Below are 14,499 nucleotides of genomic sequence, written 5' to 3'. Positions count from 1 at the left end.
GGCACATGAAGCTCTGGAAGCTGCTCGGCATCGCCGCTTTCGCGGGAGTCGCGGCCAGCGGCGCGGTCGTCGCCCGGAACCAGCGCCGTCGCGAGGCCTACACGCCGGACCAGATCAGGGAACGGTTGCACGAACGGCTGGCCGAGGCGTCCCGCTCGGAATGAGCCGGTAGGCCACGAAGGCCGCCACCGCGAGCAGCGCCGCCGCCACCAGCGCCGTGCCCTGCATGGCCTCCGTGAACGTGCCGGTGGCGGCCCACGCCGACAGCATGGTCCCGAGCACCGCGATGCCCAGCGCCGCGCCCAGTTCGTACGCGGTCTCGGACACCGCGGATGCCGCGCCCGCCTTGTCCGCGGGGACCGCCGACACCACGGCGTCCGTGGTCAGGGTCAGCGCGAGCCCGACACCGGCGCCGATGACCACCAACGCCACCGCGATCGCGCCGTACCGCGCCGAGAAACCCACGATCGCCAGGCCCGCCGCGCTGACCAGCAGCCCGGCGGCGATCGCGCGGCCCACGCCGAGCCTGCGCACCACCGGCCCGATCACCGCGATCACGAGCATGCCCGCGACACCGAGCGGCAGCTCCCGCAACCCGGCTTCCAGCGGCGAGTAGCCCAGCACGTTCTGGAAGTACTGCGACAGGAAGAACACCAGCCCGGTCAGCGCGAACACCGCGATCATCGTCGCGCCCACGGCACCGCTGAACGCCGGGCTGCGGAACAGCGCCACGTCGATCATCGGATGCGCGGACGACTGCTGCCGCCGCACGAACAACCACAGCCCCGCCACGCCGACGAGTCCGGCCAGCAGGGCGATCCACGTCGGGCCGACCAGCGCGACCTCCTTGATCGCGTACACGAGCGGCACCACGCCGACAGCCGACAGCAGTGCGCTGACCAGGTCGAACGGTCCGGGGTTCGGGTCACGGGTCTCCGGCAGCCACCAGGCGCCGAACACGAGCAGCGCCGCCATCACCGGCAGGTTGATGATGAACACCGAGCCCCACCAGAAGTGCTCCAGCAGCACACCGCCGACCAACGGTCCGAGCGCCGCTCCGGCCGTGGCCGTCGCCGCCCACACCGCCACCGCCCGCCTGCGTTCGGCGGGGTCGGTGAACAGGTTGCGGATGATCGACAGCGTCGACGGCATGATCGTCGCGCCCGCCACGCCGAGCAGGGCGCGGGCCGCGATCAGCCACTCGGCCGACGGCGCGAACGCGGCCAGCAGCGACGCCGCCCCGAATCCTGCGGCACCCAGGAGCAGCAGTTTCTTGCGGCCGATGCGATCGCCGAGCGTGCCCATCGTGACCAGCAGACCGCCGAGCACGAACGAGTAGATGTCGCCGATCCACAGCACCTGTGCGGCGGTGGGCGCCAGTTCGTGCTGAAGCGCCGGGATCGCCAGTGCCAGCACCGTGCCGTCCACCGCGATCAACAACAACGCGAGCGCGAGCACGCCGAGCGCTGCCCACTTCCGCATGACGAACCCCCTTGGCCGACCATCTGGTCTGCAAATAACGTACCGTCTGGACGGTCGGCTAGGCAACCGCTAGGTTGATCACATGCCCGGAGAGCAGCGCAACGCGCCCCGCACCCGCCGTGAGGTGCTCGCCGCGGCCGCGCGCGCGTTGAGCGAGCAAGGCCCGAACATCAGCCTCGATGCCGTGGCGAAGGAAGCGGGCGTCTCGAAGGGCGGCCTGCTGCACCACTTCCGCACCAAGCAGGCGTTGATCGTCGGGTTGATCGAGGAGTGGTTCGACCACTACGACGCGACGGTCGAGAGCCTGCTCGAACCGGAGGACACGCCAGGCCGCTGGACCCGCGCGCACATCAGGGCGACCTTCGTGCCGGACGACCTGTGGTCTCACCCGTCTGTCGTAACGGCGTTGCTGGGTGTCCCGGAACTCCAGCAGCGCCTGGACGTCGCGGCGACCCGCTGGCGTCAGCAGACCGATTCGGACGGCCTGCACCCGCAACGGGCGGACCTCATTTCCCGTGCACTCGATGGAGTGACGCTGGCGGATCTCCTGTGGCGCGGCCAGGAGTCGGACGAAGAACGCGACCGCACCCGTGACCTGCTGCTCAAGCTCACCGAGCAGGCGGGGCCGCTCGTCTGAGAGTTTGTCCGCAGAACGTTGTCAAGTGGAACAACGCTGACACCGGACAACGAAGTCTGCGTACCGTCGGAGGTGGGGGGCACTCCGGGGGGAAGCACATGCCGATCGTGATGTCCGAATCCGTGCCCAAGGGGCGCGGACTGACAATTCTGTTCGAGTTGGAAGATCTGGCGCGCACGCGGTTCGCGTCGGCTCCACTGCCGATGTACGAACTGGTGTTCACCATGCACAGCGGCAACTGGGACCGCCTGCTGCTGCCGCAGATCCGCCCGCTCGCCGAACTGGTCAGGCCAGGCCGGTTCATTCCCGACTTCTTCAACTCCGCGCGGCCCGACTTCGACGACGCCGTGCGCCAGGTGCTCGAAGTGCCGTCGACACGGGTACGCGACCAGATCGCGAGCATGCTCGGCACGACGTCGCCGTGGCTGCGGTCGTTCGCGGCCGGCACCCCGACCTCGCGCCAGGACCTGAGGTCCGCGTTCCACTCCGGTTTCCGCGACCTGCTCGGCCCGAACTGGCCGCAGACGCGGCAGGGGTTCGACGCAGAGGTGCGCCTGCGGTCGTCGCAGGCCGTGACGCGCGGGCTGGGAGAGCTGCTCGGCCACCTGCACCCGTCGATCTCGTGGACCTCGCCCGCGTTGCACGTCGAACTGGGCTGGGACACCGAGATCTCGTTGCGCGGCACGGGGATGCTCATCGTGCCGGTGCTCAACGGGCTGACCCGCCCGGCGGTGTCGATGTTCGCCGAACCGCAGCCACTGCTGTTCTACCCCGTCACGGCACCTCAGCCGAGCGGCGCCAGCCTCGAACTGGCGCTGGGACGCACCCGGACGCTGGTGCTGCGGGCGCTCACCTCCGAACGCACCACCACCGAGCTCGCCAAGCACGTGGGCATCAGCCTGCCCACGGCGTCGCAGCACGCCACCGCGCTGCGCACGGCGGGTTTCGTGTCCACCCACCGCAACGGCAGGTCGGTCCGCCACCGCCTGACCCGGCGCGGCTGGGAACTGCTGAACTGACGATCAGGGAGGCCAGCATGACCGCGATGCCGCGGTACCGCACCGACCCGAGTCCCCGTGCGCTGGCGGTCCGGCTGCGCGCCCTGCGCACCGCCCAGGTGCCAGTCGCCTGCGGCGTCTACGCCGGACTGTCCGCTCCCGGCACGACTTCCGCGCTGCACGCCCGCATCACCCACGCCATGGCCCGTGCGTTCGTGACGGGCGTCTCGGCGGGCGTTCCGCGCTTCGACCAACCGCCGTCCGCCCAGCTGCGGCTGCTGACGGCCGCGAGCTGGGGCAGGCTCGACGGCGTCGGTTCGGACATGACGGAGTTCCCGGTCGACCTCGCCTCCGAACTGTGGTGGCGCGTGCACGAACGAGCGCTCGGCTCGTTGCGCACGGCCGAACGCCGCCTGGCCTGCGACCTGTTGCTGCGCCTGGGATATCCGCAGCGCGCGGCCTCGGTGATCGGCCTGAGCGTGATCGACCCGCGCAAGCACGTGTTCTCGCCCGAACTCGCGCTGGAACAGCTCGCCGTGCTCCGCTGCCACCTCCCGTCGTCCGCCGTGGAGGCGATGGCGTTGCGCGGCGCCAGGTCCGGGCTTCCTCCCGAGACGCGCCGCGACCTGGCGTTGTTCGTGGTGTTCCGCAACGCCGCCCGCGGCGCCGACTCCACGTCCCTGCAAGCCGGTGCCGCTTTGGCGACGAAGGCCGCGTCCGAGCTGCCGCAGAACGGCTTCACCGCCGCCCTGCACCGAGCGCGACTGCACCGTGCGATCGCCGCGGTTCCGTTCGTGCGGCACGACATCGTCGAGACGCACCGCCTTCTCGGCCGCGCACTGGAATCGCTGACCTCGGCGACGCCGGGCACGGCCGAGATGGACCGGCTGGCGTGGGCGGACGAGGCCTACGCCCTCTACTCCTTCCTCGTGCAGACCCACGTCGCCGTCGGCCTGGGACAGCGCGCCGTCGGCTACGCCGGCGAACTGGTCGAGCTCAGTCCCGGTGACCACCGGACGTGGGCATTGCAGGGCGACGCGCTGGCAGCGTGCGGTCAGCTGGAGGCTTCCTTGGAGGCCTACGGCCGTGGGATCGCACTCGGGGGTTGGGGCGCGGCTCGTGCGGCCTATCTGCGCGGCTTCGTGCTGGAACGGCTTGGGCGGGTGGCCGAGGCCGCCGAGGACTACGTGCTGTCCCAACGCATCGACCCGACCTCGTCGGTGGTGGCGGCTCCGGTTGTGCCGGTGGGCGGCCATGACCGGCGGCTGCCCGCCGAGGCGGGTGGCCGCGGACGGGGTGTTGGCGCACGCCGTGCTGCTGAACGGGTCCGTGCCGTGCAGGTGCGTTGAGACGGAACCGGCCACCTCGGTGGAGTTGGTCGCGGGTGCGGCCTCCTCAGCGAGAGTCGGCCGTGACCAGTAATCGCAGGTGCGCGGCGAGCCAGGTGGCCGAGGCCGGGCCGTCGGCGAACGCCGTGACGCTGGCCGCCGCCGTGCGCAGGCCCGTGCGGTGCAGGTGCGCGCCTACCTCGCGCACGCGGGTGAGCAGGCTGTCCGTCAGGTGGTCCAGGCCTCGATGAGAGGCCTCGGCCAGCACCGTCAGCGCGCTGTCGACCGCCGCGCTCAGCGGATCGGACGTCGTGACTCCCGGCGACAGGGGTTGTGGCGTCGTGTCCGTCGCGAGGTCCACGACCACCACCCCCGCCGGGGTGTGCACGGCCAGCGGGTCGACGACCAGGGTGCCTCGATGTCGCCGGACGCTGCCGGTGATCGTCGTGGGGTTGGCGCGCAACGCCGCTGTCAGGGCGTCCAAAGACTGTGGTGCGACGGCCCGGTGTGTTGCCTCCAGGAGGCACGACGTGCCCGTCGGGTCGTGCAGGGTGGCGGTGAGGCGTTGCGCGGCCGGGTCGTAGGCGAGGCCGGACACCTCGGTGACGCGGATCGCGCGGACCAGTTCGGCCTCCACCCTCGCGCGGACCTGGCGCGGCGGCAGTTCGGCCAGGTGTGCGGCGGCCTTGGCGTAGTCGTCGATCACCAGGGCCTGGGGCAGGTGGTCCCAGGCCGTGCCGACCGGAGTGAGCGAGGTTTTGGCCACCCTGCTCGTCTTCAGGGTCACCGCTCGGCTCGCGCTGCGCGTCGCCGACTCGGACACCACGTTCGACGCCGCCAGCCGCACGCCGGTGCGCAGGGGAGTGTCGCGCTGCACCAGGACGACGTCGCCCGAGGCGAAGTAGACGTCGGCCGCGTTCTCCGCCCGCAGGCGGGCGCCCAGCGCGGTCAGCCTGACTCGCTTGAGCGGTGTTTCCGCGGGCTCGTCCGGGCCCAGGATCTCGGCGCGGGGGCCCGTGGCGGTGGTTCGCGCGTGCAGTTCGGTCAGCAGTGCGGCGAACTGTTCGGCCTCGTAGTCGGCGCTGCGCCTGCGATATGCGGTGAGTTGCGCGAGCAGGTCGGTGATCACTGCGGCCGGCCAGTGCAGGCGTTGCGCGGTGAGGTCGCGGTGCAGGCGCTGCCACGCGACGTCGAGCACCTCGCTCGCGTTCGTGGCGCCGTCGAGCAGCAACTGGTCGAGCAGATCGGTGACGGCGGTCAGGTCCGTTGCGGTGGTGGGAGATCCACCGACGTCGACCGTGTCGGCTCCCTGTGCGTCCGCCTCGCGGAACGCCCACACCGCCAGTGCCGTCGCCTCGTCCTTGTTCACCGCGTCGGTGTGGACGTAGGACAGGTCGCCGGGGACCAGGAACGTGACCGTGCAGGTGGGGAGTTCCGCCTGTGCGGTGTGGTCTTCCGCGGCCGGGCGGCGGAGCTTGGCTCGGTAACCGGCCTGGAAGGCCCTGCGGGCGCGGCGCAGCGTGCGTTCGCCCATCAACGCCACCAGGTCGGTGTCCGTCACCGCGCCCGGCGACCACAGCTCGGCCGGTGCGGTCGTCTCCTGAGTGCGTTGGTACGCCAGGACGACGGCGATGCGGTGCCGGCAGACGCCCGCCGCGCCGCAGCTGCACCGTGCCGCGTCGAGCGCGATGCCCGGCGGCAGCGTCGTCGTGGTGCCGTCCGGGAACTTGCCCTGGACGGCACCGGCCGGATCGGTGTCGAGCGCCGGGACGACGCCCGCGTCGAGCTCCTTGACGGCGCGTTTCACCAGACCGCGGTTGGCCAGCGCCGCGAGGGCGTCCGGGGTCAGTGCCATCAGGTCTGGTCTGGTCACCTGAGCTTCTCCGCAACGAATTCCGCGAGCTGTCCTGGGGTCATCGCGCCGACGTGCGCGCCGACGTTCGCGAGGCGCTGGCCCAGCGCCCGGTCGTAGTCCGGGTTCGCCTCGTCGTCCAGCGCCGCCAGGCACAGCACGTGGGTGCCCTGCTCGCACAGGTCCTTCACCGTGCGGACCAGGTGCGCCGCGCTGCCGCCCTCGTAGAAGTCGCTGATGATCGCCACGATCGACCGGCGCGGGCTGTCCACGAGGCCGGCCCCGTAGGCCACGGCCTTGGCGATGTCCGTGCCGCCGCCGAGCTGCACCTTCATCAGCAGCTCGACCGGGTCCGTCACGTCCGAGGTCAGGTCGACCACGTTGGTGTCGAAGGCGACCAGGTGCGTCCTGAGCCCCGGCAACCCCCACAGACAGGCCGCCGTGACGGCCGAGTGGATCACCGAGCTGGTCATCGACCCGGACTGGTCCACCAGCAGGATCACCTGCCACTGCTCCAGGTGACGTTTGGTGCGGGAGACGAACTTCGGGTGCTCGATCGCGAGCTTGCGCTCTTCCGGTTGGTAGCGCTGGAGGTTCGCCCTGATCGTGGAGCGGAAGTCGAAGTTGCGCGAGTTCTTGTGAATGCTCGGCCGCCGCGACCTCGTGCCGCTGAACGCCGTGCGCACCTCCGTCTTCAGCTTCTCCATCAACTGCTTCACGACCGCTTCGACGATCTTGCGCGCCAGCGCGAGCACGGCAGGGTTCATCAGGTGCTTGGTCCGCAGCACCGCGCGCAGCAGCGCCGGGTTCGGCTCGATCCGTTGCAGCACTTCGGGATCGGTGACGACGTCGGTGATCTCGTACCGCTCGACCGCGTCGCGTTCCAGCCGTTCGATCGTCTCGCGCGGGAAGAGAGTGTGCACCTCGTCGAGCCAGTCGACGGTCTGCAGCACCGAGTCCTCGCTGCCGCCCTTGCGCACGCCGCGTTCGGCCAGCTCGGGATCGCGGCCGTAGAGCCATTCCAGCGCCGTGTCCCGGCGGGCCGCGTCGCCCTGCACCCCTCCGGTGCAGCGCGACGCGGGTTCACCCAGGATCAGCCGCCAGCGTTCCAGGTCCGTCATGCGAGCCCGCCCTTCACCAGCAACGCGTCCACGCGCTTCTCGATCGCCATCGCCTCCGCCACGACCATCGGGTCGACGGTGAGACGGGTGACGCCCTTCGCGCTGCCCTCGGCACCGCGATGGTGCAGGACGGTGGCCGCGATGGTCTCCCTTTCCCTGGGCGGGAAGTAGCTGAAGGCGAGCCGCAACGCGGGCAGCGCCACCAGGAACTCGTCCTCGGTCATCGCGCTGACCAGCTCGTCGAGCACCCCGACCAGGTCGGAGCTTGCCAGTACCTCTTCCCGCGCGACCGCGAACAACCCGGCGAGCCAGTCGCCGAGCGCCTCGATGTTGCGCACCTTGCGCACGTCCAGCTGGGAGCCCAGCGTCCAGGCGAGCCCGAGTGCGGCGCCGCGCAGATCCGGCGGTGCCTCCACGTCGTTGCTCACTCGGGTCGCGACGCCGGTGACGTCCGCGACGTCCAGCGAGAGCGCGGACTTCGCGTGCAGCACCGCGTCCCTGGTCGCCGCCATGGCCTTGAGACGGTGCGGGTCGGCCGGAGCCGGGCCGCCGTGCAGGCCCTCGACCAGCCAGAGCACCCGCGCCGTGCCCGCGTCGATCACCGAGCCCAGCAGCGGATCCCTTCTCGTGCCGAACAACCTGTCGTGCCGCCACAGTCCGAGCACACCGCCGAGCACGGACCCGAGCGCCGCGAGATCGCCCGTCGCCCGGACGCCCTCGTTGAGGGTCTGCTGGACCTGTCCGGACAACGCCGAGATCCCGCAGAGCACCGCGTCGAACAGGATGGTCGCCAGGTGCTCCAGCTGAGCGTCCCGGGAACGGCGTTCCAGCACCGCCCCAGCCGCTTCCTCCAGCGTGGCGCCGTTCTCGGCGGCCTCGATCAGCGCTGCCAGCCGTTCCTCGGCCGGTCGCAGCGTCCACTGCTCGTCCAGCTGCGGCGCGGCGCCCTCGGACGGGCCGCTCGTGCGTTCGAAGCCGGGAATCCGCAGCACCCGCAGGCGGTGCAGGATCCTGCTGCGCTCCAACGCCTCCGCGTCCGTGAGATCGAGCGCGACCTTGCCCTCCTGGTCGAGCCCGTGCGTCCGCAACAGCTCCTGCACGGCGTTGACCAGCGGCGGTGCCGGCGTGTCCGGGTGCAGCCTGCCGACCTTGCTGCCCCTCAACGCCCCGATCATCTCGATCAACGCCGGGTGCGCGCCGGGCTGCAGCGTGCCGCGCCGGGTCCACGGCGGCGGCTGCGTCAGGTCCTCGGAGATCAACGCGCTGGTCAGGCCGTCGAGCACGTCCGTGCGCGCCAGGTTCTCGTGACCGCGCAACCGGGCCAGCGCCCCGGCCTGCGTGCGCGCCGCGATGAGGTCGGCCGTCGACACCGGCTGCAGCCGCCCGCGCAGCCGCGTCGCCACCGACTCGACCAGCCAGTCCGCCGCGCGCTGCGACCCCGCCTCCCAGACCTGCTGGTAGTAGCCGGGCGACGGCATGCCCGACTGGTAACCGGTGAACGCGTCCAGCCGTGCGTGCGAATACGGCACGAGATAGCTCGCGCCTCTCTCCCGTTCGGGAACCTCGGGCCACTCGGTGGTGCCTTCGAGCTTCGCCTTGAGCGCGGCCGTGTGGAAGCCGCCGGTGATCACGACGACGGGCCTGTCTCCCGCGTCGTTCACCGCGGCCCGCACCCAGCGCGCCATGTACTCCTCGCGAGCCGAGTCGCCCTCGTCCGCGGTCGCCGTGCCGCGCAGCAGGTCGAAGTACTCGGCCATGCCCTTCGGCTCGGTCTCGCACTCGAAGAGGTGGTCCCAGAGCGCGTCGACGTTGTCGACCGCGAACTCCCGGCACAGCCGCTCGACGACCTCGGTGTAGCGCAGCTCCGCGTCCGCGTACCTGTTGCTGACGTCGCGGAACGCCTCGTGCCACGCGGGCAGGTCGATGAACCTGACCTCGGCGCCGCACCGGCGGGCCTCGGTGATCGCCACCCACTCCGGCGAGTAGTCGCAGAACGGCGACCACGACGCGTGCTGGTCGGAGTAGCTGAACAACGCGACGGGCAGCTCGTGGCCGAGCAACAGCTCGTCGATGCGCTCGTTGAAGTCGGCGGGACCTTCGACGAGCACGTACGCGGGCTGGTGCTCGGAGATGGTGGCGGCGACCAGCCGGGCACAGGCGGGACTGTGGTGCCGGACGCCGACGAACACGGCCCCCATCAGCCGGGCAGCAGGTGCCGGGCGCGGTGCAGCTCCTGCCACTGCTCGCCCTTGCGCCGCGACGCGTGCTGCTCCAGGTACCGCCGCAGCCGCGCCAGGTCCTCCGCGTTGTCCTTCGCCGCCGTGCCCGCCAGGCACTCCACGACGTCCGCTGCCGACCCGACCTCGCCGCGCAGGAACCAGCCTCGCAGTCCCACCGCGTGCGCCACCGACACCGCCTCGGCCGTGCTCATCACGGTGGTGAGCCGGTCGCCGCCCTCGCGCAGATCGCGGAACGTGCGGACCAGGACCTCCAGCACGTCACGCCTCGGCGCGAGCTCGACGCCCGACTTCTCCAGCAGCTTCGCCGCCTCCTGCTCGACCAGGGCGAGCTCGGTGTCGAAGTCGGCGATCGGGAACACCGTCTCGAAGTTGAACCGCCGCTTGAGCGCGGCGCTCATCTCGTTCACGCCCCTGTCCCGCGTGTTCGCCGTGGCGATCACGTTGAACCCGTCCTGCGCGAACACCATGCCGTCCGGGCCGTTCAGCTCGCCGATCGCCATCACGCGGTCGGACAGCATCGACAGCATGCAGTCCTGGACCTCCAGCGGGCAGCGGGTGATCTCCTCGAACCGCACGATCTTGCCCTCGGCCATGCCCCGCAGCATCGGCGCCGGCACGAGCGAGCGCGGCGACGGCCCCTCCGCGACGAGCAGCGCGTAGTTCCACGAGTACTTGATCTGGTCCTCGGTCGTGGCCGCGCCGCCCTGGATCGTCAGCGTCGACTCGCCGCACACCGCCGCCGCGATCAGCTCGGACAGCAACGACTTCGCCGTGCCCGGCTCACCGACCAGCATCAGGCCGCGGCTCGTCGCGAGCGTGACCAGCGCCCTGTCCACAAGGGACGGATCGCCGACGAACTTCCTGCTGATGCCCCGCTTCTCGTCACCCACCACGAACCGGCGCGCGGCTTCGAGGCTCAGCGCCCAGCCCGGCGGCCTGGGCGCCGTGTCGGTGTCGCGCAGCTTGGCGAGCTCGTCGGCGTAGCGGACCTCGGCGGGAGGACGCTGCATCGTCTGGGTGCTGGTCATGACTGCAAGGACTCCAGTTCGGAGAGGAGCTCGGAGACGGTGATCGGGTCGATCTCGTAGGTGGCCGGCGCGTCAGCCGGAGCGGACCACGCGCCGTGACCGTTGCGCGAGAACCACATGTCGCTGAAACCGACCTCGGGGAAGACGTCCATGGCGCCCACCGCGATGCCGGGTTCGAGCCTGGCGACGAGCGCGCCGCCGTCGGGGAACGGCCGGGTGATCCAGCACTCGACGCCCGCGTCCTGCGGGGTGCCGCGCACCCAGCCCTTCTTGGTCAGGCCGAGGATCTTGCCGATCGGGTACGGGGTGTCGCAGTACTTCTTCGCACGGGGGAGAAGGTCGCCGGCCGCGCCGAGCAGGTGAACCGGGCGGCCCAGCTGCGGGAACGGCTGGAGGATCTCGTAGTCGGCGAAGACCTCGCCCCACGCCGCCGACGCCTCCCGCAGGTCGACCGCGTGCGCCACGCGGACCGCGGTGCTCTCGGACAGCGTGAACTCGTCGTCGTGCTCGTCGGCCAGCGTGCGGTCCTCGGCCAGGCGGAACGAGGTGCCCTCGTCGGTGATCCAGACCAGGCGGCGGACCAGGTGCCACAGCAGCGGATGAGCGGCGAGGACCGTCAGGAACTCCTCGGCGCTCCACCTGCGCTGGTCGACCATCGCGCGTTCGAGCCGCTGGATCTGGTCGGACGCGATGGTGCGGACGTCCTTCTTCAGCGCCATGAACCGCTTGTGCTCCAGCGGTGCGAGGTCCTGGTCGTCCTTCGCGCCGGGCTTCGGCAGATCCTTGCGGCGCTTGCCGTCCGGGTCGAGCACGAACGGCTTGAGCTGCTCGTCGAAGCCCACGGTGAACTTCCGGGGGCCGTAGTCGATCACCAGGGTTGCGGCGTCGTCCAGGCCCAGGCGCGGGACCAGCCGGTCCGACAGCTGGTCGCGGGACAGCCCGAGCTCGGCCGCGATCTGGGCGACCTTCTCCTGAGCCCTGGTCTTGAGGCCCTTGAACGACACCTTCTCGGCGATGCTGTTCAGATGCGACAGCGCCACTTCGGTGCCGATGTCGGCGAGCACGTCGAGCCCGCTGACCGCCCTGGCGTGCTGGCTCTCGCCGGGCCAGTTGCGGATCAGCGGCGACAACCTGCGCACGGTCTCGTCGTCGCCGAACCAGCCGAGCGCGTTCAGCACCCAACTCTCCTTCGGCGGTGCGCCTGCCTGCTCCCAGGCCTGGAAGGCGGCCCACGCGAACTCCGCCAGCGAGCCGGGGTCGAGTGCCTCACGGGCGATCGGCAGGCCCGCGTAGAGCTCGCCCGGCTTGGACAGCGCGGCCGTCATCAGCAGATGACCGGCTACTTCGGAGGACAGGGCGTGCTTGCGGTCCGCCAGCAGCACCTGTGGCAGCAGCCTGGGGTCCGCCCACTCGCCGATCGACGGCAGCTTCGCGGGCAGCACGTCGACCGGGTCGACCGCGAGCACGACGTCGATCGCGGCCTCGGCACCGCACTCCTTGGCGATGGCCGCCACGTCGACACCGAGATTGTTCAGGTGCCGCAACGCCGCCTCGGCGTTGCGACGAGGGACGCCCGCCTTGCCGGCCGCCGCCGGGATGAGGAGGCGGACGGCCCGCTCGCGATGCCGGGCTAGCCAGTCGAGGCCCCAGCGCCGGGCCGCCTTGGTGCGGGCGAACCAGTCGGCCATCTGCGTGGCCACCTCGACGGTGGCGAACGGCAGCAGCACCATCCCGGTCCCCGCGGCCGCGGACTGGACGTGCCGGATGAGCGCCGGTGCGGCGTCGACACCGAACCGGGCGGCGATGTTCTTGCCCCACTCCTCGACGCCGTAGCTGTAGACCGGCTTCCAGTCCGCGAGCAGGTGCCGCACCTCCTCCTCGGGGGCGAGGAGGAACAGGTCGTTGTCGTAGTAGCCGATCAGGCCGGCGTTGTACTCCTTGAGCAGGTTTCGCCAGTCGTGGCGGTCCTGGACCCACTCCGAGCCGGACGCGAGCCACTGCTCGTGCTCGCCCGGCTCCCAGATCACCGCCGCCTCCGGCACCGGAAGATCCGCCAGCACCACGGGCTTCACCGGCTTTTTGCGACTGAGCCACGGTGGGGAGGCCAGCAGCGCCGGCAGCTGGTCCGCGGTCGCCTCCGGCATGATCGCCTCGGCGGACTCGGCGAGCAGCGTGGCGACCTCGTCGGGCACGGTCAGGTGCGGGTTGCTCCGCAGGTGGATGTGCAACAGCCGGCGCGCGTGATCACTCGACGACGCGCGCTCGGCCAGCAGCCGCGCCGCTCGCACGGGAAACGCCCTCATCGCGGACACCACCGCGGGCCGCACGTACTTCCCGTCCAGCCGGTCGAGCAGGATCGAGAACGCCTCGTCCGTCGGTAACGCCGCCAGCACGGTCAACGCCTGCTTGCGGCCGCCCGTGCGCTGGTGGTAGCTGTCGGAGTCGAGCTCCTCCGCGAGCAGCGGCGCGACGGCCGGCCCCAGCACGTACACCGCGGTGTAGAGCAGGAACGCCGATGTCGTGACCGACTCGCCGCCCTTCCTGAAGTCCTCGAGGCTGCGGGCGCTGCTCGGCAGCATCCACCACCGGCTCGGCGTGTAGCCCTGCTTGCGGACCTGGGTGAACCAGTCCGCCCGCTCGGGCATCAGGAAGGACCGGAGTTCCTTCTCGGTCTTCGACTTGCCGATCTTCTCCAGCACACCCTCGGCGGCCGCGCGGTCCTCGGGGCCCGCGACGGCGATCGCGTACCGGAGGGCGGTGAGCATCAGGCCTTCCGGTTCGCCGATCGACGTCTGGAAGCCGCCGCGGTCGTACTGCAGGCAGATGCCGGTCCACTTGGCGCGCTTGTCGTCCCACTCGTCGGAGAAGGTCAGGCTCGTGAGCTCGATGACCGCGGTGGTGGCGAAGGCCAGGCCGTGGTCGGCGATCCAGGCGTGCACGGCGGGCCCGCCCGGCTTCGTGATGGCCGCGATCGCCGCCGCGCCGACCGGGGTCGGCTGCCCGGCCAGGTGCTCGCGGGCCGCGCTCACCAGTTCCGGTTTCGAGTTCTTGGCGGTCAGGGCGGTCTCGATCTTCTCCGCCTGCTCGACGATCTGCTGCCGCGCCTGCTCCGCCTTGGCGGGGTCGACGGCGAAATCCAGGGCCGGGTCGAAGTCGCGCTGTCGCACCGCGTCGCGCAGCCAGGCCTTGGGGATCACCCAGGTGTCTTCGTCGATGGGGGCTGCGGGAGTGGTGGCAGGTGGCGCAGCGGTGGGCTCGGTGGCGGGGCGCTGGGTGGAAGGCTTGGTGGTCGCCGGAGATGCGGCGGCGGGTGGAGAGACTGCGGGCTGCTGGGCGGCGGGCGACTGGGCCGCGTGCCCGGCGGCGGGCTGCGGCGCACCGGACGTGGTGGTGGCGCGCTCTTGGGCGGCAGGGTCGGTGGCCGTCTTCTGCCCGGCGGCGAGCTCCTGGGCCGGGTGCTGCGAGGCCGTGTCTTGCTGCGGTGCGGGTCGGGATGCGGGCTCGATGGCCGCGGGCTGCTGGGGCTCGGTGGTGGGTTCCGGTCTGTAGCCCTTCTTCTCCTTCTCCGCCACCAGCTTCGCGACGTGCGCGTCGGCCGCCTCGGCGGAGGCCAGCTCCTTCGTCTGAGTCTGGCCGGTGGTGCCCAGCCGTCCGAACCGGACGGTCACCGTCGCGCCGTCCTGTCCGATCTCCCAGAACTTCGCGGAGCCGTTCGCGACGAGTTCCCACCTGCGCACTGCTGTACCTCCTGGGGCCACACAAGGGAGTTGATGTGCACGGACGTTACTCAGGGGGTCTGACAATTCTTTACGG

Annotated in this window: 10 protein-coding genes; 4 read left to right on the top strand and 6 right to left on the bottom strand. The window is 71.1% G+C overall.

Features of this window, described 5'->3' with window-relative positions; genetic code table 11:
* The first annotated feature begins 5 nt into the window (after positions 1 to 5).
* Complete coding sequence (locus SK854_RS01085) at positions 6 to 164, top strand: hypothetical protein (protein ID WP_319973040.1); 159 nt, start codon at positions 6 to 8, stop codon at positions 162 to 164.
* Here SK854_RS01085 and SK854_RS01080 read toward each other — a convergent pair.
* Positions 115 to 1,482: an MFS transporter gene (locus SK854_RS01080; protein ID WP_319973039.1), complete on the bottom strand. Its 1,368-nt coding sequence runs from the start codon at positions 1,480 to 1,482 to the stop codon at positions 115 to 117. The two genes, SK854_RS01085 and SK854_RS01080, sit on opposite strands and share 50 nt — an antisense overlap.
* Before the next feature lie 82 nt (positions 1,483 to 1,564).
* Here SK854_RS01080 and SK854_RS01075 point away from each other — a divergent pair, with 82 nt between their 5' ends.
* From SK854_RS01075 to SK854_RS01065, 3 genes are all read left to right on the top strand, one after another.
* Complete coding sequence (locus SK854_RS01075; protein WP_319973038.1) at positions 1,565 to 2,119, top strand: TetR/AcrR family transcriptional regulator; 555 nt, start codon at positions 1,565 to 1,567, stop codon at positions 2,117 to 2,119.
* A 98-nt stretch (positions 2,120 to 2,217) separates the two neighbouring features.
* Positions 2,218 to 3,138 (top strand): ArsR/SmtB family transcription factor, encoded by a 921-nt coding sequence (locus SK854_RS01070; RefSeq protein WP_319973037.1) that lies wholly within the window; start codon positions 2,218 to 2,220, stop codon positions 3,136 to 3,138.
* Between the two features lie 17 nt (positions 3,139 to 3,155).
* On the top strand, positions 3,156 to 4,466 hold the full coding sequence (locus SK854_RS01065; RefSeq protein ID WP_319973036.1) for a tetratricopeptide repeat protein: 1,311 nt from the start codon (positions 3,156 to 3,158) through the stop codon (positions 4,464 to 4,466).
* A 46-nt stretch (positions 4,467 to 4,512) separates the two neighbouring features.
* On the opposite strand, the gene SK854_RS01060 is transcribed toward SK854_RS01065, so the two are convergent.
* The 5 genes from SK854_RS01060 to SK854_RS01040 are packed head-to-tail and all read right to left on the bottom strand — an operon-like array spanning position 4,513 to position 14,423.
* Positions 4,513 to 6,318: an SWIM zinc finger family protein gene (locus SK854_RS01060; RefSeq protein ID WP_319973035.1), complete on the bottom strand. Its 1,806-nt coding sequence runs from the start codon at positions 6,316 to 6,318 to the stop codon at positions 4,513 to 4,515.
* Entirely contained in the window at positions 6,315 to 7,418 is a 1,104-nt protein-coding gene (locus SK854_RS01055; RefSeq protein ID WP_319973034.1) for a VWA domain-containing protein, read from the bottom strand. The genes SK854_RS01060 and SK854_RS01055 overlap by 4 nt, the downstream gene beginning before the upstream one ends.
* The gene (locus SK854_RS01050; RefSeq protein ID WP_319973033.1) at positions 7,415 to 9,658 is read right to left on the bottom strand and encodes a DUF5682 family protein; all 2,244 of its coding nucleotides are present in this window, start codon (positions 9,656 to 9,658) and stop codon (positions 7,415 to 7,417) included. Before SK854_RS01050 ends, SK854_RS01055 begins: the two co-directional genes overlap by 4 nt.
* Complete coding sequence (locus SK854_RS01045) at positions 9,616 to 10,686, bottom strand: ATP-binding protein (RefSeq protein ID WP_319973032.1); 1,071 nt, start codon at positions 10,684 to 10,686, stop codon at positions 9,616 to 9,618. Before SK854_RS01045 ends, SK854_RS01050 begins: the two co-directional genes overlap by 43 nt.
* The gene (locus SK854_RS01040; protein WP_319973031.1) at positions 10,683 to 14,423 is read right to left on the bottom strand and encodes a DUF4132 domain-containing protein; all 3,741 of its coding nucleotides are present in this window, start codon (positions 14,421 to 14,423) and stop codon (positions 10,683 to 10,685) included. The genes SK854_RS01045 and SK854_RS01040 overlap by 4 nt, the downstream gene beginning before the upstream one ends.
* Positions 14,424 to 14,499 lie beyond the last annotated feature (76 nt).

This window comes from Lentzea sokolovensis (genome assembly GCF_033949975.1).
Lineage (GTDB): Bacteria > Actinomycetota > Actinomycetes > Mycobacteriales > Pseudonocardiaceae > Lentzea > Lentzea sokolovensis.
This window is presented reverse-complemented; position numbering and strand designations above follow the sequence as displayed.